The following is an 18,363-nucleotide window of genomic DNA, read 5'->3' on the forward strand; positions in this document are numbered from 1 at the left end:
GCCGTCTCGCCATGCGGCCCGCATCACGTTCCCGTTTCTTCAGCCAACCTGATCAAACTGCCAACCCAAATGAAGAACCCGCTCGCTCCCGTTCCGCGCAAGCTTCGCCTCGACGCGCTCGCCGCGCTGCTGCTGTCGCTCGCCACCGCATCCGCATTCGCGCAAGCCTCGGCTCCCGCCGCCGAACCGGCGGCCGGCACGAACGATGCCGCCGCGCCCGCGCAACCACAGGCCGCCGATGCCGCCGCCCCCGCGCCCACCGGCTTGTGGGAGCGTTCGAATCTGCTCGGCAACATGGGCGGCCTGCGCGACGTGCTCGACGAACACGGCGTCACGCTGAGCCTTCAGGAAACCAGCGAATACCTGTACAACGCGTCCGGCGGCACGGGCCGCGGCGGCGCGTACCAGGGGCTCACGCAATTCGGTTTCAACGTCGATACCGGCAAGGCGATCGGCCTGCCGGGCGGCACGTTCAACGTGTCGGGGCTGCAGATCCACGGCACCAACCTGTCGCAGCGCTACCTGCAAACCTTGCAGACCGCGACCGGCATCGAGGCCAATTCGACCACGCGCCTGTGGGAGCTCTGGTATCAGCAGTCGCTGCTCGACGGCAAGGTCGACGTGAAAGTCGGCCAGCAGAGCGTCGACCAGGAATTCATGGTGAGCGAGAACGCGGCGACGTTCATGAACGCGACGTTCGGCTGGCCCGTGCTGCCGTCCACCGACCTGCCGTCCGGCGGCCCCGCGTATCCGCTGTCGTCGCTCGGCGTGCGGCTGCGCGTGAAGCCGGCCGACGCGTGGACCGCGATGGTCGGCGTATTCGACGGCAACCCGGCCGGCCGCACCGACGGCGACGCGCAGGTGCTGAACGCGCACGGCACCAACTTCAACCTGCGCAGCGGCGCATTCGTGATCGGCGAAGTGCAGTACGCGCTGAACGCGCCGCCCGCCGACCCGAAGGCGCCGCAGCCGGCCGGCCTGCCCGGCACGTACAAGCTCGGCGTCTGGTATCACTCGCAGCACGCGAACGATCCGCGCTACGGCACCGACGGGCTGTCGCTCGCCGATCCGGCGAGCAACGGCACGCCCGCCACGCATCGCGGCAACTACGGCTTCTATGCGGTCGCGGATCAAATGGTGTGGCGGCCGTCGGCCGACAGCCCGCGCTCGGTCGGCGTGTTCGCGCGCGTGATGGGCTCGCCCGGCGACCGCAATGTCGTCGATTTCGCGGCCAATGCCGGCGTGACGCTGAAGGCGCCGTTCGCCGGACGCGACAACGACGTCGCCGGCATCGCGATCGGCTACGCGAAGATCGGCTCGCATGCGCGCGGCCTCGACGGCGATACCGGCGTGTACACGACGCCCGGCTATCCGGTGCGCCGCGCGGAAACCGTGATCGAGGCGACCTACCAGTATCAGGTCGCGCCGTGGTGGCAGGTGCAGGCCGATCTGCAGCACTTCTTCCGTCCGGGCGGCGGCATCCCGAACCCGAACGCGGTCGGCGCGCGCATCGGCGACGAAACCGTGGTCGGCGTGCGCACGACGATCACGTTCTGATGCGAGCCGCATGAAGACCCGGGCCGGCCGGCCGCTTGCGCGACGGTCCGGCCCGTGCGGTGGCTTGCGGTACGGGCATGCGGCCCCTCCCGCGCGCTACACACTATTCGCCGTACAGCCCCAGCAGTTTCAGCGTGACGCCGTTGGTCCAGCCGAAGCCGTCCTGCAACGGATATTCGCCCCCTCCGCCGCCGCCCGTGCCGGTGCCTTCGACCACGTACTTCTCGACGAGCTTGCCTTCGGTCGCGTACACCTGCTTCACGTCGGCCAGGAAACGCGTGCCGATGTCCTTCGCGAGCGCCGGTTCGCCGTAACGGCGCAGCCCGTCGATCGCGATCCACTGCAGCGGCGCCCAGCCGTTCGGCGCATCCCATTGCTGGCCCGTGTGCTCGGTCGTCGTCACGAGGCCGCCCGGCTGCAGCAGCGTCTTGCGCACTTCGCGCGCGGTCGCCTTCGCGCGCTCCGGCCACGCAACGCCCGCGAACAGCGGATACAGCGCGGCCGCCGTCACGCCGTCGCGCGGCTTGCGCAACTGCCAGTCATAGTCGCCGTAATAGCCGCGGCGGTTCCACAGGTAGTGATTGATCGCGGCCGCACGCCGTCCAGCCCGCGCCGAGAAATCGGCCACGCAGCCGATGTCGCGCGTGAGCGCGCAGCCCTTCACGATGGTCGTCTCGAGATGGAACATCAGGCTGTTCAGGTCGACCGGCACGATCGAGGTCGTGCGGATCGTCGCGAGCGTCTTGCCGTCTCCGAACCAGCGCGAGCTGTAGTCCCAGCCGCTTTCGGCGCCCGCGCGCAGGTCGCGGTACACCTCGTTCGCCGGACGGGACGGCACCGATTTCGCGGTCGTCACGTCCTGGAGATACGATTCGTCGCGCGGCGTGTCGCTCGCATCCCAGTAGCGGTTCAGCACCGCGCCGTCGGGCATCGTGACCACGTGGCGCGCGGCCTGCCCGCGCGGCGTCGTGGTTTCGCCCTGCATCCAGTACGCATGCTCCTTGCGCAGCGCCGGCAGGTATTTCTGGTAGACCTTGTCGCCTTCGACCTGCGCGGCGAGCGTGACCATGTACGCGAAGAACGGCGGCTGCGAGCGGCTCGCATAATAGGTGCGATTGCCGTTCGGGATGTGCCCGACCGTATCGATCAGGTAGGCGAAGTTGTCGAGCATGTCGTCGACGAGATCCTCGCGCCCCGACACCTGCAGCCCGAGCATCGTGAAATAGGTGTCCCAGTAGTAGCCTTCACGGAAGCGGCCGCCCGGCACGACGTACGGCTTCGGCATCGGAATCAGCGAACTGTACGGGGGCGCCGTGACACTCGTGCGCGTGAGCTGCGGCCACAGCCAGTCGATATGCTGGCGCAGCGTCTGGTTCGGCGGCGGCGTCACGCCGCCTGCCGCGGGCGGTGTGAAATGCTGGTCGACGAACGCCTTCAGCGAGAAACCCGGCTGCGATTTCTGTTGCTGATACAACTGCACGATCGTCGCGGGATCGGTGTCGGGCGTGGCGTCGACGAAGGTCTTCTGGTCGGGATAGAGCTGCGCGGTCTGCACCGCGACGAACAGGTCGCCGTAGAGCTGGCTCGGCGGCGGCAGCAGCGTGCCCGACGCGGGCGCGGAAGCGGCCGCGGTGGTGGCCGGCAACGCCGACTGGCTGGCCGCTTGCGCGGCGGCCTGATGCGCATTGTCGGCCTGCGCGGCGCAGCCGGCGACGGCGAGATAGGCGATGGCTAGCGCGGCGGCCCAGCGCAGACGCGGCGCGGGCGGCGACTGACGCGACGAGAAACGAGATGCAAGCGGTGCGGCACGACGTGACGTCATGGCGTGTCCCCTCCTTTCGATGGTGGTGGATCGGCACGAGGTCTCGTTCGCGCGCGCGTTCGTCTCGATGGCCTTCGATCGATACGCGTCATGTTGTGGTGTGAATGGGCCCGACTGTCGCACGAAACATGCGTGTCAAGCAAGTTTCGATTCGCGCGACTCCCGCAGATAACCGTGCACCGCCCGCCAGGCGCGCACTTCGAGCGCATCGGCATCGGTCTCGCCGCGCGCGCCTGCCGCATCGACGATGCCTTTCACGATCGCGAGCAGATCGTGCGCGACCACGTCGGGCGCGGCGACGCGTGGCGCATCGCGCAGCCCGAGCGCATGCAGCAAGGTCGCGTGGATGCGGTCCGCGACGCGCTCGGTGCGCGCGCCGAGCGGCAACCGCGCCTCCTCGAAATCGATCAGCCGCGCGAGCACCGGCCGGCGCATCTGGTGTGCGACGGCCCCGCGCACCAGCGCGCGCAGCACGTCGTCGCAGGACGACCGCGCGGCCGCGCGGTCGACGTCGTCGAGCAGATGCGCGCTCTCGCGCTCGACGAGCGCGGCCGTCAGCGCATCGCGGTTCGGGAAGTATTGATAGAGGGAGCCGATGCTCACGCCGGCCAGCGCGGCCACGGCATTCGTCGTGTAGCCATCGAAGCCGTCGCGCTCCAGAACGCGGGCGGCGGCCTCGACGATCGCATCGACGGTGGCCATCGAGCGGCGCTGGCGCGGCGCCTTGCGGGGCAAAAGCGGGATGCGCGAGGACGATTCGGACATGGCGGGAAGGCGGCTTTTGAATATGAGCAAGTGCTCATATTTTAGAAACGCACCGCCGCACCGTCAAAAGGAATCGACATGGCCGGCCGACGCGCCGCTCGTCGCATTCAAGCGCAAGCGCGCGGTCGATTTACCGTGCGACACGCGGTTGGGAAATCACCGCGTCGACATCCTGCCCGGTATCGAAAGCGCGCGCGCCCCGCTGCGACGATGCGGGTTTGTTCACCGGGCAAGCAGCGCACCGCTCGCGCGTGCGCAGTCATCCCTTCCACGCCACCCGTCAGAAAAGACGACTGTTGCAACATGCGGAACAACTGTTGTCATACGTGACGCAGCGCTCACATTATGGGCATAATGGCGTCTTTACCGCGCGCCCTCCTCATGTCGCCCGTCTTTCTAGCACCGCTCATCGTTGCCTGTGCGTTGTTCATGGAAAGCGTCGACGCGAACATCATCGTCACCGCACTGCCTGCGATGGCGAGGGACTTCGGGCACAACCCCGTCACGCTGAACATCGCGATCACGGCCTACGTGGTCGGTCTCGGCGTGTTCATCCCGATCTGCGGCTGGCTCGCCGACCGCTTCAGCGCCCGCTCCGTGTTCCGCACCGCGATCGGCATCTTCGTCGTCGGCTCGCTGATGTGCGCGGCGTCCAACTCCCTCGGCGTGCTCACGTTCGCGCGCTTCATCCAGGGCGTCGGCGGCGCGATGATGGTCCCGGTCGGCCGCATCATCATCTTCCGCGCGGTGCCGCGCGCCGATCTCGTGCGCGCGATGAACTACCTCGCGATTCCCGCGCTGTTCGGGCCCACGGTCGGGCCGCTCGTCGGCGGCTTCATCACGACCTACCTGCACTGGCGGATGATCTTCTTCATCAACGTGCCGATCGGCCTTTACGGAATCTACCTCGCGAGCAAGCACATCGCGAACACGCACGAACCCGATCCGGGCCCGCTCGACTGGTTCGGCTTCCTGCTGTCGGCCAGCGGTGCCGCACTGCTGCTGATGGGCCTCACGCTGATCGACGGCTCGCTCACGTCGCGCTCGAACGCGATCATCATGTGCGCGGCCGGCGCCGCGATGCTCGCGCTGTATGTGCCGTACGCGCGCCGCAAGACGCGCCCCGTGCTCGACCTCGGTTTCCTGAAGATCCCGACCTACCACGCGAGCGTCGTCGGCGGGTCGCTGTTCCGCATCGGCCTCGGCGCGGTGCCGTTCCTGCTGCCGCTCGCGCTGCAGGAAGGGCTCGGCATGAGCGCGTTCCACTCGGGGCTCATCACGTGCGCGTCCGCGCTCGGCGGCGCGGTCAGCCGCTCGACGGCCACGCATACGCTGCGCCGCTTCGGCTTTCGCACGGTGCTGATCTACAACGCGGCATTCGCGGGCCTCGCGATCGCCGCATACGGTGTGTTCCATCCCGGCATGGCGACCTGGGCGATCTGGCTGATCGTGCTCGTCGGCGGCATCTTCCCCGCGCTGCAGTTCACGAGCCTGAATTCGATGATCTATGCGGACATCTCGCCGCGCGACGCCGGCCGCGCGACGAGCCTCGGCAGCGTCGTGCAGCAGATGTCGCTCGGCCTGGGCGTCACGGTGGCCGGCCTCGTGCTGCACGTGTCGCACTGGCTCCAGGGCCATCAGGCGATGGTGTGGTCGGATTTCTGGCCCGCGTTCCTGGTGGTCGGGCTGTGCTCGTTCGCGTCGATTCCGATCACGCGGCGGCTGCCGCCCGGCGCCGGCGACGAAATCGCGCGCGGCAAGCGGCAGTAAACGGTCGCCGGTCGATTGCGGCCGAAGCGTTTTTGCCACAATCGATCGCCCGGGTATTACGTCGTTTTTATTTTCCAATTCCGCGATTTATTCAATCGCGCGAAACACACAAACCGCTCGCCGAATCCCCTTGCCCAAATAACATCGGCTCGAAAATCGATCGCGCATCACCGCTTTCGATATCCGCCGGCGCCGCGCCACGCCTGCGCGGCCGCTTGCGCGCCCGGGCGCCCCGATATCGTGCATGCGAACGACTTGATAATCCGAAATCCATTGATCGATAATGGTCGCTCGCATCGGCGCGAACAGAATCCCCCCGCCGGATTGCAGCAGTCGCGATAACCATCCCATCCGCTGTTTCACGTTTCGATCGCTATCTCGCCTCGAAGGAGTCTCCATGACTCGAGAGCTGATTCTGCGCGCGCCGGAAACATTCGCCATCGACTCGCCCGCTGAACCGGATGCGGCCCGGCCGCCGTTGCCGACCCATCTTGCCGTCATTCTCGACGGCAACCGGCGCTGGGCGGAGCGCCTCGGCCTGCCGGCCGCCGACGGCTATCGGGCCGGCGGACGCAACGTGCATGCGCTGCTGTCGTGGTGCGAGGAAGCCGGGATCCCGCTCGTGACGCTGTGGCCGCTGTCCACCGAGAATCTCCAGCGCGACGCCGGGGAATTGCGCGGCCTGCTCGCCGTGATCGCCGACGTCTTCGACGAGCTCGCCGCCAGCGGCCGCTGGCGCCTGCACGTGATCGGCGACCTGACGCAGCTGCCGCCCGCCACGGCCGAGCGCATCGGCGCCGCGCAGCAACGCACGGCCCGCGCGCGCGGGCTCGACGTGAACATCGCGGTCGCCTATAGCGGCCGCCTCGACCTGCTGCACGCAGTCCGCTCGCTGATCGCGGAGCACGTCGCGGCCGGCACCGTCGATCAGTTGCTCGCGCAACTCAGCCCGGAGTCGATCGCGAGCCGGCTGTATACGGCCGGCCAGCCTGAGCCGGACCTCGTGATCCGCACGTCGGGCGAACAGCGCCTGTCGAATTTCATGCTGTGGCAAACCGCTTTCTCCGAGTTCTATTTCACGCCGACGTGCTGGCCCGATTTCGGACGCGACGATTTCGAACAGGCCATCGATGCGTACGGCAAGCGCGCGCGCCGGTTCGGCAAGTAGCCCGGCGCGCTCCTCACGACACCTGTTGTCACCCGCCATCCGCGAGGTACGCCATGTCCACCGTCGAAACCGTTGCCGCCGAAGCCGCGGCGCCCACGCTGGTGCTGCCGCACCTGTTCCACCCGTTCGAAACACCCGTGCATCCCGATGCCGAGCGCGCCGAAGCCGACCTTCACGCGTGGATGAACAGCCACGGATTGCTCGACGATCCGCGCTGGGCGCACGGCATCCGTCACGGCAAGGTCGGCGAATACTGCGCGCGCGTCTATGCGCATTCGTCCTTCGACGGACTGTGCACGACCGCCCGCGCTTACGGCTGGATCTTCGCGATCGACGACGGCCTGTGCAGCCTGCACGGCGTCGCGCGCGCCCCGGGCGAGCTCGGTGCGCTCTACTTGTGGCTCTACGAGATGATCGCCGATCCGACCGGCCATGATCCGGCGCCGCTGCGCGCCGCGCTGGCGGCGCGCCTGCCGCACCTGGCCGCGTTCCTGCCGGCCCTGCAACGCGCGACGCAGGACATATGCGCGCGTATCGCCGCCGTGTCCACGCGCGTGCAGTACGCCCGCTGGGTGGCAGGGATGATGACGTTCCTGTTCTCGACGCTGTGGGAAGCCGGCCGGTTCGCGACCGACGTCGTGCCCGGCGAGGCCGAATACCTGTCCGGTCGCACGTACAACGGCTGCGGCGAAGGTGCGTTCGCGCTGATCGATATCGCCGCGGGCTACGAAGCGCCGGCCGCGTTCTACGCAGACGAAGCGGTCGAGCGCCTGCGCAGGCTGTCCAACGCGATCCTGTGCCTGTGCAACGACATCTTCTCGTATCCGAAGGAAGCCGGCGAATCGAGCAGCAATCTCGTGTGCGTGCTGATACACGAACGCGGGCTCTCGCCGCAGGCCGCGCTCGACGCGGCGGCGGACATCCACAACGGCTATCTGGCGCGTTATCTCGATCTGGAAGAAAAGGTGCGCGCGCGCACCGACGATCGTGCGTCGCTGCGCCTGCTCGACGAGGCCCGGACGTACATTCGCGGCAACTACGACTGGCACTTCGGTTCGCCGCGTTACGGCGCGGCGAAACATTACGACCTGTCCCGCGCGCTGCGGCCCGGACAGACGAGCGCCGCGGCATGACCTGTCGCGCGGCAATGGACGGAAAACCGGAAAAACAAAAAAATCAGCGGACATCCACACGGGGCCGGTGCATAGCCGCATGGATGTCCGCTCAGGGCTCCGGGTCTCCCGATGGGGGTTGGGAAACCCGGATTCGCTTCCTGCGTGCCATGGACATATGTGCGTCGGAAGCGGAATCGTTGCGCGCACGTGTCGTCGCGCCATGAACCGCACTATAGGGAAACTTGCGAAACGTATCTGTCAACCATTGTCAGACGCGTTGCAACCGCACGTCGCACGCGCACGCCGCTTTCGCGCTAAAGTGGTTCCCGATCGCCACCCTCGACCGTCCTGCCGATGCTCACGCTTTCGTCCGCCGCCGCCCGCGCCCTGCATCTCGCCGCACAGGGCCTGCTCACGCCACCCCGCCGCAAGGCGACCAAGTCCGACGTGCTCGACACGATCCGCCGGATGGCGCAGTTGCAGATCGACACCATCCACGTGGTCGCGCGCAGCCCGTATCTCGTGCTGTACAGCCGTCTCGGCGATTTCCCGCCGCACTGGCTCGACGAACATCTCGCCGAGGCGCGCCTGTTCGAATACTGGTCGCACGAAGCGTGTTTTCTGCCGATCGAGCAGTTCGGGCTGATGCGCTACAAGATGCTCGACCCGTCGGGAATGGGCTGGAAATACGCGGCCGAATGGCACGAGCAGAATCGTCCGGAGATCGAACGGCTGCTTGCGCGGATTCGCGAAGAAGGCCCGGTGCGGTCGGCCGATTTCGCACGCGAAAACGGCGTGAAGGGCAACGGGTGGTGGGATCGCAAGCCCGAAAAGCGTCATCTGGAAGTGCTGTTCACGACGGGCGACCTGATGGTGTCGGAGCGCCGCAATTTCCAGCGCGTGTACGACGTGCGCGAACGCGTGCTGCCCGACTGGGACGATGCGCGCGACCTGCCACCGCGCGAGACCGTGCTGCCCGCGCTGCTCGACTACACGTGCCGCGCGCTCGGCGTCGTGCGCGCGGACTGGGTGGCCGACTACTATCGGCTGCCGCGCCGCTCGTACCGCGCGGAGCTGGAGCGGCTCGCCGAGGCCGGCGACCTGATTCCGGTGCGGATCGACGACTGGAAGGAGCCGGCCTACGTGCATCGCTCGCTCGATGCGCTGCTGCCGGCCGCCGCGGCCGACACGCTGCGCTCGACGGTCACGACGCTGCTGTCGCCGTTCGATCCGGTCGTCTGGGACCGGCGGCGCGCGTCGACGCTGTTCGGGTTCGACTACACGATCGAGTGCTATACGCCCGAGCACAAGCGGCGCTACGGCTATTTCTGCCTGCCCGTGCTGCATCGCGGCCGGCTGGTGGGCCGCGTCGATGCGAAAGCGCATCGCACGCTCGGCACGTTCGAACTGAAGGCTGTGCACGTCGAGCCGGGCGTGCGCTTCGGCGCCGGGCTCGCGGCCGACGTCGCGAAAGCCGTGAAGAAACTCGCGGCGTGGCACGGCACGCCGGAGGTGACGGTCGCCCACGCGCCGCCGGCCCTCGTGCAGGCATTCGCGCGCACCTGAGCGCTGCGTGCAGCCGGCGCGTCAAGCCCTGTTCACGCCAATAACGGGCTTGCGTCGACCCTAGCCGAGCATGTGCATGCCGGCGTCGATATAGTGCGTACCGCCCGTGATCGCCCGTGCACCGTCGCCGGCAAGAAACGCGCAGAACGCGCCGACGTCGTCGATGTCCAGCGCGTGATGCAGCGGCGCCCGGCGCGCGGTGTCGTCGAGTAGCCGGCCGAAGTCCGGCAGGCCCGACGCCGCGCGGGTCGGCAACACGCCCGGCGAAATCGCGTTGACGCGAATGCCCGCGCCGCCGAGTTCGGCCGCCAGATACCGCACGCTCGCTTCGAGCGCGGCCTTGACCGGCCCCATCACCCCGTAATTCGCGACGACCTGCTCCGCGCCGAGATAGCTCATCGCCATCAGGCTCCCGCCGCGCGTCATCAGCGGCTCGGCGAGCCGCGCCATCCGGATGAACGAATGGCACGAGGTATCCATCGCGAGCGAGAAGCCTTCCGGCGAACTGTCGACCACGCGGCCGTGCAGGTCCGCCTTCGGTGCATACGCGACCGAATGCAGCACGAAGTCGATCTCGCCCCATTGCGCCGCGATCGCGTCGAACACCGCCGCCATCTGGTCCGGCCGCCCGACGTCGAGCGCCATCCGGATCGGCGCGTCGAGTTGCGCGAACAGCGGCTCGACGTGCGGCAGGGTCTTGTCGGACTGCCACGTCACCGCGAGCGTCGCGCCCGCCCGGCAAAACGCGCGCGCGCATCCCCACGCGATACTCTGTTCGTTCGCGATGCCGACGACGAGCCCGCGCTTGTGTCGCAACGTCATGTCGCTCTCCGTAACGATCCGCGCCGGCCTAGTGTCCTGTTCCGCTGATTCGCGAGCAAAGTCGATGCAGCTTTTCGAGGATGGAATCGGCTGACGCGGTCCAGACGAACGGTTTGCAGTTTTCGTTGTAGTGGGAAACGAATTGATCGATTCGCTTGACCAGTTGTTTGACCGAGCCGAACGAGCCTCTACGAATCGCCTTGTCGGTGATCAACGCAAAGAAGCGTTCGACCTGGTTGAGCCACGAACTGTAGGTGGGAATGAAATGCATATGCCAGCGGGGGCGTGCCGCCAGCCACGCCTTGACCTTCGGATGCTTGTGACTGCCGTAGTTGTCGACGATGCAGTGCACGTCGAGTTCGGCTGGCACGGCCTTGTCGATTTCGCGCAGAAACGACAGGAATTCCTGATGTCGATGGCGCGGCTTGCAGGTAGCGAGCACGGCGCCATTGAGGACATTCAGGGCGGCAAACAACGTCGTGGTGCCATGACGGACGTAGTCGTGAGTAACGCCTTCGACGTAGCCGAAACCCATCGGCAGCATGGGTTGTGTACGCTCGAGCGCCTGACATTGACTCTTCTCGTCCACGCACAGCACCAGCGCGTTCTCCGGTGGACTCAGATACAAGCCGACCACATCGCGCAGTTTCTCGATGAAGAACGGATCGGTCGAGAGCTTGAAGCTTTCACTTCGGTGCGGCTGCAGGCCCAGCAGTTTGAAGTAACGGTGCACGCTTGTCGGCGAGATGGCGGTTTCGGCGGCAATCGTGCGCACACTCCAATGAGTGGATCCATCTGCCGGCTTCGTGTGCAGGGTCTTGTGAATCAGTTGGGCCAACCGCTCGTCGTCGATGGTACGCGGCTTGCCGGGACGTACTTCATCGTAGAGTCCGTTGATTCGCTGCTCCAGAAACCGCAGACGCCACTTGCCCACCGTGGCACGCGTGAGTTGCAGGCGCTGCGCGATCGCGCTGTTGGGCTCGCCGTCCGCAGCCGCCAACACGATACGCGCCCGCGAGACCAGCGCAGCCGAAATCGAGCGAGAACGCGCGATCGACATCAGTTGCGAACGCTCGTCTTCGCTCAGCACCAGTTCCGCCTTCGGTCGTCCCATCGCCATGCTGACGTCTCCCGTTCCGTTGACGTCAACATGCTACGCGAAGATAGACCAGTTAACAACGGAACAGGACACTAGCGCTGCGCCGCGATCCATTGCGCGATGTCCGGCCACACCGTCTTCAGCGTGCGCGTCCCCATGAACAGGCCGATATGGCCGCCCGGCACGAGCCGGCTCTCGATGCGCGACGCGGGCGTGCCGAGACGATCGCGCGCCCCGAACACCTGCTCCGGCGTCGTGATGTCGTCGGCCTCGCCGGCGAGCAGATAGACCGGGCACGTGACATTCTTCAGGTCGAGCGTGCGCCCGAGCGCGACGAACGTGCCCTTCGCGAGCCGGTTCTCCTTGAAGATCTGCACGATCGCCTGCAGGTACCAGCGCCCCGGCAGGTCGATCGGGCTTTCGTACCAGTTCGCGAACACCTCGCGCTTGCGCAGGTATTCGGGATCGTCGAGATGCTCGTACAGGTCGACGTGCTCGGCGAGATAGTGCTGGTCGGGATGCATGTTCTTCCAGCCGCGCAGCATGAAGCGCCCCCGCATCAGCCCGCCGCCCATCGTGACGAGTTCCTCGTAGAACGACGTCGGATACGTGTGCACCATCTGCCTGATCGGGCCGTCGCCCGCGTCGGTGTCGATCGGCGAGCCGGCCAGCACGAGACTCGCGACCTTGTGCGGGAAACGCGCCGCGTACATCGCGGACATCCAGCCGCCCTGACACAGCCCGACGAGATTCACGCGGCCGCCGAGTTCGTCGACGCACACGTTCAGTTCGGCCAGATACTGGTCGATCTCGAGATCCTTCATGTCCTCGGTGGCCGAGCGCCAGTCGGTCAGGTACAGACGCGTCACGCCGTGCTCGCGCAGCGTCTGCATCAGGCTCTGCCCGGGCTGGTAGTCGGCGATCATCGCGCTGTGCCCCGCGTACGGCGCATCGACGATCGTCGGCAGCCCGTGCGCCGGCGCGGCCGAATAGTCGCGAAACGTCATCGTGCGCAGTTCCAGCAACGGCCGGTTCGGCGACGCCAGCGCCGGATGCGCTTCGAAATGGAGCTTCTCCTCTTCCGCAAGGAAGCGGAGATTGCGCGCCGCGATCTCGGCGCCGGCCGCGAACATCGCGTTGGCGGCGGCCATCGGCCAGAAAATCGGCAGCGCGAGAGCGCTGGCGGCAGGGGAAAGCGTGTCGCGTGCTGTCATCGAAGGTCTCACCGGGTCGGATACGGCGTGGAAGGGATCGCGTCGTCCAGCACACGGCGCGTGTGCCGCGCGATCATCAGATTCTCGTCGGTCGGGATCACGCGCACCGTCACGCGCGACGCGTCGCCCGAAATCACCGGCAGGCCAGCGGCGTTCGCCGCGTCGTCGAGCACGATGCCGAGCCACGCCGCACGGCTGCAGATCCGTTCACGCACGCGCGGCGCGTGCTCGCCGATGCCCGCCGTGAACACGAGCGTGTCGAGGCCGCCGAGCACGCCGGCCAGCGCGGCGAGTTCGCGGGCCGCTCGATAGGCGAACAGCTCGACCGCGTGCGCGGCCGACGGTGCGTCGCTCGCGAGCAGCGTGCGCATGTCGCTCGACACGCCGGACACGCCGAGCAAGCCCGATTCGGCATAGATCAGATGCTCGACCTCGTCGGGCGACCGGCCTGCGTGACGCTGCAGGTACAGGATCACGCCGGGGTCCAGCGCGCCCGTGCGCGTGCCCATCGGCAGCCCATCGACGGCCGTGAACCCCATCGTCGTCGCGACGCTGCGGCCGTTCGCGAGCGCACACAGGCTCGCGCCGTTGCCGAGGTGTGCGATCACCGTCCGGTGCCGCCCCCACGATGGATCGAGGGCCGCGAGCGCCGTCGCGATGTACTCGTACGACAGCCCGTGAAACCCGTAGCGCACGATGCCCTGCTCGGTCAGCGCGCGCGGCAGCGCGAACTCCCGTTCGAGCGCCGGCACCGTCGAATGGAACGCGGTGTCGAAACACGCGACCTGCGGGAGGTTCGGCGCGACCGCCGCAACCGCGCGAATCGCGTCGACGTGATGCGGCTGGTGCAGCGGCGCGAGCGGCGAAAGCGACGCGATCGCATCGAGCACGCGCGCATCGATCCGCACCGGCGCGGTGAAATACGGGCCGCCATGCACGACCCGGTGCCCGACGCCGTCGAACGCGGCCTCGCGCCCGACATGAGCCGCGAACCACGCGTGCAGCGCCTCGATCGCGCCTTGATGCCCTGGTTGCGCGACGGGGCTGTCGGCGAGCGTCGTGCCGTGCGCGTCGGCCACGAACAGATGCGGCGTGTCATGCAGGTTCTCGACCTGCCCGTGCAGGCCCGCATCGAGCGAACGATCCTCGCGCGTGTCGTAGACCGAGAACTTGAGGCTCGACGAGCCGGCGTTGAGCACCAGGACGGGATGTCGCATCGCGGCCCCGTCAGTGTGCGTCAACCGCAACCGCCGGCGCGGCCACGGGTGCCGCCGTCGTGCGCGCCGCCGCCGCGACGAGCGCCGCGACCGCGCAGCTCGCCAGGCGCGTGCGTTCGCTGTCGGCGCGACTCGTCAGGATCACCGGCACGCGCGCGCCGAGCACGATGCCGGCCGCATCGGCATTCGCGAGGAACGTCAGTTCCTTCGCGAGCATGTTGCCGGCCTCGAGGTCGGGCACGAGCAGGATGTCCGCATCGCCCGCGACCGCGGAACCGAGATGCTTGAGCCGCGCGGCCTCCGGGCTGATCGCGTTGTCGAGCGCGAGCGGCCCGTCGAGCAGCGCGCCGGTGATCTGGCCGCGCTCGGCCATCTTGCACAGCGCGGCCGCGTCGAGCGTCGACGGCAGCTTCGAGCTGACCGTCTCGACCGCCGACAGGATCGCCACCTTCGGCCGGGCGATGCCGAGCGCATGCGCGAAATCGATCGCGTTCTGCGCGATGTCGGCCTTTTGCTCGAGCGTCGGACGGATATTGACGGCCGCGTCGGTGATGAACAGCGGCTTGTGGTAAGTCGGCACGTCCATGATGAACACGTGGCTCAGGCGCCGCCCGGTGCGCAGCCCCGTATCGGCGCGCACCACTTCCGCCAGCAACTCGTCGGTGTGCAGGCTGCCCTTCATCAGCGCCTGCGCGTCGCCCGCGCGCACCAGTTCGACCGCGCGCGCCGCCGACGCATGGCTGTGCGGCGCATCCACGAGCCGATAGCCGGACAGGTCGATACCCAGCGTCGCGGCGAGCATCGTGATCCGCGCCACCGGGCCGACCAGCACGGGCACGACGATGCCGGCCCGAGCGGCGGCGGCCGCCGCGTGCAGCGATACCTCGTCGCAAGGATGCGCGACCGCGACCGTCACCGGGCGTAATGCGCGGCAACGCGCGATCAGCGCTTCGTATTTCTGATGCGTGCGTACATCGGTCATCGGCTGCCCCTTCGCAAGGATCACGTGAACGGATTCTGGTGCGGGACCGGGCGAAGTCGTTTGATTTCAGTCAATCGTTTCAGGTGAAGTCCCGATAGCATGAAGTCGCACGATGACATCCGGATGGCCGCGACGCCTCCCCCCCTGACATGCACACACGCGAAATCCGCGCGAAGATCGCCAGCACCTCGTCCACGCGCAAGATCACCAAGGCGATGGAGATGATGGCGCGCACCAAGATGGCGAGCGCGCAGCGACGCGCGCGCGAGTTCCGCCCGTACGCGGCGCGCATCGGCGCGATGGCGGAACGCGTGCTGCGCGACCGCCCCGACCACGTATCGGCGCTGATGGCGCGCCGCGATACCGTACGCCGCGTCGGCCTGATCGTCGTCAGCACCGATCGCGGGCTGTGCGGCCCGCTCAATGCGCGATTGCTCGTCGAATGCGTGAATGCGCTCGAACGCTGGGACCGGGCCGGCGTCGCCTGCGAACTGAGCGTGATCGGCGCGCGCGGCCTCGCGCCGCTGCTGCGCCACGGCGCGACCATCGCGGCCCGTGCGGGCGGCCTGGCCGCCGAGCCGCACTTCGAGCAGTTGCTCGGGGCGCTGCTCGTGCCGCTGACCGCGTTCGTCAACGGCGAGCTCGACGAAGTGCACGTCGCGTACAACCGGCTGACGAGCCCGCTCGCGTACGAGCCGCGCATCGACGCGATGCTGCCGATCGCGGGGCTCGACACCGGCGCGCCGACCGACGGCGCGGCCGCGTCCGATTATCTGTACGAGCCCGCGCCCAAACCGGTCGTCGACACGTTGCTGCTGCGCTACGTCGAGGCGACGCTCTATCAGGCCGTCGTCGAAAACTACGCGTGCGAGCAATGCGCGCGGATGTTCAGCATGCAGACCGCGACGGACAACGCCGACCGCGTGTTGCGCGAACTGCGGCACCTGTACCAGAAGACGCGACAGGCGCAGATCACCACCGAGCTGTGCGAAATCGTCGCCGGCGCGGCGGCAGTCTGAAGGAGTACGCATGAAGACGTCGATGCGGCTCGACATCGTGAGCGTGGAAGCGGTGCTGTATGCCGGCGACGCGCATTTCGTCGTCGTCCCGGGGGAAAGTGGAGAACTGGGGATCTACCCGCACCACGCGCCGCTGCTCACGCGGATCCGGCCGGGCGTCGTGATGCTCGTCGATGCGCCGACCGGCGAGCATCGCCGCCTGCTCGTCGCGGGCGGCGTGCTGGAAGTCAGCCGCGAAGGCGTGACGCTGATCGCCGATCACGCGCTGCGCACGCCCGAACTCGACGATCTGCGCGCACGCGAAGCGCGGCATGCGGCCGACGACTGGCGCCGGCGCTACGCGCACGAAAACCGGCGTGCGTTCGATTTCGCGTCGGCCCGCGCGGAACTGATGGATGAAATCCGGCGCTTCTTTGCGATGGCGCTGCGGCAACAGGCGCCGCACGACAAGCCGGGCGGCGCCGGCTAGACGGCGGCTGAGGCGCCGCCCGCTCAGTCGCGCAGCTTGCGAAAACGCGGCGTGCCGTCTTCGAGATTGCCGTTGAACATTGCTTCCGGCCGCACCCAGAGGCCGCGCGCATGCGGCCACAGATGCTCGTAGACGACCACCGATTCCTCGGTTTCGGAATGGCGGGCAACGCCGATGTAGCGGTACAGGCCGCCCTTGTAGTGGCGGTGCGTCGCGAGCTGTTCGGCTTCCTGTTCGGTCATGGTGTGCTTCTCTTCGGCAAGAACGGAAAGCGCGTATTGTATGCGCTGCGCCGCGCGTCAGCGTTTCGTGTAGATATCGGGGCGGCGAATCTCCATCAGCCGCTCGGGGTTCGCGGACGGACCGAAACCGACCGGCCGGTACAGTTCGTGTGCATCGGTCGTCACGAGCATGATGCGGCGCAGGCGCTGCACCCACTCCTGCGCGAATATATGGTCGATCAGCGCGCGGCCGTAGCCGTTGCCGCGTTCGGCCGGCAGCACGAACACGTCGCACAGGTACGCGAACGTCGCATGATCGGTGACGAGCCGCGCGAAACCGACGAACCGGCCGCCGACATACGCGCCGAAGCACAGCGAACCCTCGATGGCCCGCTCGACCACGTCGCGCGGAATGCCCTGCGACCAATATGCATCGCGATGCAGGAAGTCGAAGATCGCGTCGACGTCGAGTTCGCGCTTGTCGGTGGAAAATCTCAGCGTGGCGGAGGTGGCTGCGGGCACGTCGGTTCTCCGGTTCGGGGGCGGAAGGCGGACCATCGACGATACCGCGCTGTCGGGTGGGGGACAAGGGGTACCAGGGTCCGCCGTGGACGAACAGCCGCACTGCCCACCCTCGATTCGGCGACAATGGGATCCGCCCAATAAACCCGCGACGCTGCTTCATGACCTACCGCCTCATCGCCTTCGACTTCGACGGCACGCTCGCCGATTCGCTCGACAGTTTTCTCGCCGCGCTGTCGGAAGCGTCACGCCTGCACGGCTTTCGCGACGCCACGCCCGAACTGCGCCCGGCGCTGCGCGGCATGTCGGCGCGCGAAATCATCCGCGCGCTCGACGTGCCGATGTGGAAAGTGCCGCGCGTAACGATCGACATGCGCCGCCTGATGCGGCCGCGCGCCGCGCAAGTGCGGCTCTTTCCGGGCGTCGACGCAACGTTCGACGCGCTCGCCGCGCGCGGCATCCGCATCGCGATCGCCACGTCGAACACCGAGGAAATCGTGCGCGACCGGCTCGGCCCGCATGCCGGCGCGCGCGTCGACCATTTCGCATGCGGCATTCCGCTGTTCGGCAAGGCGCGCCGGCTGCGCGCGCTCGTTCGCGAGGCCGGTGTGCGCGCCGACGAAGTGCTGTACGTCGGCGACGAAATCCGCGATGCCGACGCGGCACGGCGCGCACGTATCGCGTTCCAGGGCGTCGCGTGGGGTTACACGGCGCCCGACGCGTTGCAGGCGCATTGCGCGATGCCGTTGCTGCCGCGCCTCGATGCGCTGCTCGAGCGCGTATAGCGCTTTCACGCACGCCACGCACCGACGCAGCCCACTCGCGCGACGCCATCACGCCCGTCAAATGCCGATGACACGCACGCGCATCTCATGCATTGCATGCGCCACGCGCACGCAAAAATTGCCGCCACGGCATGCGCATCAGGTACGCGCTACCTGCCTGCGCGCATGCCGACCGAATCGTCTTACCAACCGTTACACAAGCCACAGCACGGTTGCACCTGCTACCCGACCGCTCTCCTAGAATCAGTCG

The 18,363-nt window shown here is 67.6% G+C and carries 16 protein-coding genes and 1 pseudogene; 8 read left to right on the plus strand and 9 right to left on the minus strand.

Annotated features, from left to right (window positions below):
• The first annotated feature begins 69 nt into the window (after positions 1-69).
• On the plus strand, positions 70-1,557 hold the full coding sequence (locus tag CFB35_RS24710) for a carbohydrate porin (protein ID WP_089465686.1): 1,488 nt from the start codon (positions 70-72) through the stop codon (positions 1,555-1,557).
• Between the two features lie 103 nt (positions 1,558-1,660).
• Here the strand turns inward: CFB35_RS24710 and treA are convergent, their stop codons facing one another.
• Both treA and CFB35_RS24720 read right to left on the minus strand, forming a co-directional pair.
• A complete protein-coding gene (treA, locus tag CFB35_RS24715; protein WP_059584696.1) occupies positions 1,661-3,379 on the minus strand; it encodes an alpha,alpha-trehalase TreA in 1,719 nt (572 codons plus the stop codon).
• A 135-nt stretch (positions 3,380-3,514) separates the two neighbouring features.
• Positions 3,515-4,144, minus strand: a complete 630-nt coding sequence (locus tag CFB35_RS24720) for a TetR/AcrR family transcriptional regulator (RefSeq protein ID WP_089465687.1) — start codon at positions 4,142-4,144, stop codon at positions 3,515-3,517.
• Positions 4,145-4,525: 381 nt separating this feature from the next.
• Here CFB35_RS24720 and CFB35_RS24730 point away from each other — a divergent pair, with 381 nt between their 5' ends.
• The 4 genes from CFB35_RS24730 (at position 4,526) to CFB35_RS24745 (ending at position 9,763) form a co-directional block, all read left to right on the plus strand.
• Complete coding sequence (locus CFB35_RS24730; RefSeq protein ID WP_059584688.1) at positions 4,526-5,914, plus strand: MFS transporter; 1,389 nt, start codon at positions 4,526-4,528, stop codon at positions 5,912-5,914.
• Between the two features lie 397 nt (positions 5,915-6,311).
• Complete coding sequence (gene uppS / locus CFB35_RS24735; protein WP_059584686.1) at positions 6,312-7,082, plus strand: polyprenyl diphosphate synthase; 771 nt, start codon at positions 6,312-6,314, stop codon at positions 7,080-7,082.
• Between the two features lie 53 nt (positions 7,083-7,135).
• Positions 7,136-8,215 carry a terpene synthase gene (locus tag CFB35_RS24740; protein WP_059584684.1) on the plus strand — a complete coding sequence of 360 codons (1,080 nt, stop codon included), beginning with the start codon at positions 7,136-7,138 and terminating at the stop codon, positions 8,213-8,215.
• 336 nt (positions 8,216-8,551) lie between these two features.
• Positions 8,552-9,763: a winged helix-turn-helix domain-containing protein gene (locus tag CFB35_RS24745; RefSeq protein WP_089465689.1), complete on the plus strand. Its 1,212-nt coding sequence runs from the start codon at positions 8,552-8,554 to the stop codon at positions 9,761-9,763.
• 60 nt (positions 9,764-9,823) lie between these two features.
• Here the strand turns inward: CFB35_RS24745 and fabI are convergent, their stop codons facing one another.
• From fabI to CFB35_RS24770, 5 genes and pseudogenes are all read right to left on the minus strand, one after another.
• Entirely contained in the window at positions 9,824-10,585 is a 762-nt protein-coding gene (fabI, locus tag CFB35_RS24750; protein WP_059584681.1) for an enoyl-ACP reductase FabI, read from the minus strand.
• Positions 10,586-10,613: 28 nt separating this feature from the next.
• On the minus strand, positions 10,614-11,705 hold the full coding sequence (locus CFB35_RS24755; RefSeq protein WP_059625722.1) for an IS630 family transposase: 1,092 nt from the start codon (positions 11,703-11,705) through the stop codon (positions 10,614-10,616).
• A gap of 71 nt (positions 11,706-11,776) precedes the next feature.
• Positions 11,777-12,898: an alpha/beta fold hydrolase gene (locus tag CFB35_RS24760; protein WP_059584679.1), complete on the minus strand. Its 1,122-nt coding sequence runs from the start codon at positions 12,896-12,898 to the stop codon at positions 11,777-11,779.
• Between the two features lie 8 nt (positions 12,899-12,906).
• Entirely contained in the window at positions 12,907-14,115 is a 1,209-nt protein-coding gene (locus CFB35_RS24765; RefSeq protein WP_059584677.1) for an acetate/propionate family kinase, read from the minus strand.
• Between the two features lie 10 nt (positions 14,116-14,125).
• A pseudogene (locus CFB35_RS24770) lies at positions 14,126-15,124 on the minus strand (phosphate acetyltransferase); the annotation flags it as partial.
• 122 nt (positions 15,125-15,246) lie between these two features.
• Here CFB35_RS24770 and atpG point away from each other — a divergent pair.
• Together atpG and atpC are read left to right on the plus strand one after the other, a co-directional pair.
• Positions 15,247-16,116: an ATP synthase F1 subunit gamma gene (gene atpG / locus CFB35_RS24775; RefSeq protein WP_059584676.1), complete on the plus strand. Its 870-nt coding sequence runs from the start codon at positions 15,247-15,249 to the stop codon at positions 16,114-16,116.
• A gap of 10 nt (positions 16,117-16,126) precedes the next feature.
• Entirely contained in the window at positions 16,127-16,585 is a 459-nt protein-coding gene (atpC, locus tag CFB35_RS24780) for an ATP synthase F1 subunit epsilon (RefSeq protein ID WP_059584674.1), read from the plus strand.
• Between the two features lie 23 nt (positions 16,586-16,608).
• Here the strand turns inward: atpC and CFB35_RS35455 are convergent, their stop codons facing one another.
• Both CFB35_RS35455 and CFB35_RS35460 read right to left on the minus strand, forming a co-directional pair.
• The gene (locus CFB35_RS35455; RefSeq protein WP_006480837.1) at positions 16,609-16,827 is read right to left on the minus strand and encodes a DUF1653 domain-containing protein; all 219 of its coding nucleotides are present in this window, start codon (positions 16,825-16,827) and stop codon (positions 16,609-16,611) included.
• A gap of 57 nt (positions 16,828-16,884) precedes the next feature.
• A complete protein-coding gene (locus CFB35_RS35460; RefSeq protein WP_059585105.1) occupies positions 16,885-17,328 on the minus strand; it encodes a GNAT family N-acetyltransferase in 444 nt (147 codons plus the stop codon).
• A 161-nt stretch (positions 17,329-17,489) separates the two neighbouring features.
• Here CFB35_RS35460 and CFB35_RS24790 point away from each other — a divergent pair, with 161 nt between their 5' ends.
• Positions 17,490-18,113: an HAD hydrolase-like protein gene (locus CFB35_RS24790; protein ID WP_059584673.1), complete on the plus strand. Its 624-nt coding sequence runs from the start codon at positions 17,490-17,492 to the stop codon at positions 18,111-18,113.
• The last annotated feature ends 250 nt before the right edge of the window (positions 18,114-18,363 follow it).

The sequence above is a fragment of the Burkholderia sp. AU16482 genome (assembly GCF_002223285.1).
In the GTDB taxonomy this organism is placed as follows: Bacteria; Pseudomonadota; Gammaproteobacteria; order Burkholderiales; family Burkholderiaceae; genus Burkholderia; species Burkholderia semiarida.

Coding starts and splice junctions, on each gene's coding strand:
- CFB35_RS24710 (WP_089465686.1), top strand. CDS start 70: ATGAAGAACCCGCTCGCTCCCGTTCCGCGCAAGCTTCGCCTCGACGCG.
- treA (WP_059584696.1), bottom strand. CDS start 3,379: ATGACGTCACGTCGTGCCGCACCGCTTGCATCTCGTTTCTCGTCGCGT.
- CFB35_RS24720 (WP_089465687.1), bottom strand. CDS start 4,144: ATGTCCGAATCGTCCTCGCGCATCCCGCTTTTGCCCCGCAAGGCGCCG.
- CFB35_RS24730 (WP_059584688.1), top strand. CDS start 4,526: ATGTCGCCCGTCTTTCTAGCACCGCTCATCGTTGCCTGTGCGTTGTTC.
- uppS (WP_059584686.1), top strand. CDS start 6,312: ATGACTCGAGAGCTGATTCTGCGCGCGCCGGAAACATTCGCCATCGAC.
- CFB35_RS24740 (WP_059584684.1), top strand. CDS start 7,136: ATGTCCACCGTCGAAACCGTTGCCGCCGAAGCCGCGGCGCCCACGCTG.
- CFB35_RS24745 (WP_089465689.1), top strand. CDS start 8,552: ATGCTCACGCTTTCGTCCGCCGCCGCCCGCGCCCTGCATCTCGCCGCA.
- fabI (WP_059584681.1), bottom strand. CDS start 10,585: ATGACGTTGCGACACAAGCGCGGGCTCGTCGTCGGCATCGCGAACGAA.
- CFB35_RS24755 (WP_059625722.1), bottom strand. CDS start 11,705: ATGGCGATGGGACGACCGAAGGCGGAACTGGTGCTGAGCGAAGACGAG.
- CFB35_RS24760 (WP_059584679.1), bottom strand. CDS start 12,898: ATGACAGCACGCGACACGCTTTCCCCTGCCGCCAGCGCTCTCGCGCTG.
- CFB35_RS24765 (WP_059584677.1), bottom strand. CDS start 14,115: ATGCGACATCCCGTCCTGGTGCTCAACGCCGGCTCGTCGAGCCTCAAG.
- atpG (WP_059584676.1), top strand. CDS start 15,247: ATGCACACACGCGAAATCCGCGCGAAGATCGCCAGCACCTCGTCCACG.
- atpC (WP_059584674.1), top strand. CDS start 16,127: ATGAAGACGTCGATGCGGCTCGACATCGTGAGCGTGGAAGCGGTGCTG.
- CFB35_RS35455 (WP_006480837.1), bottom strand. CDS start 16,827: ATGACCGAACAGGAAGCCGAACAGCTCGCGACGCACCGCCACTACAAG.
- CFB35_RS24790 (WP_059584673.1), top strand. CDS start 17,490: ATGACCTACCGCCTCATCGCCTTCGACTTCGACGGCACGCTCGCCGAT.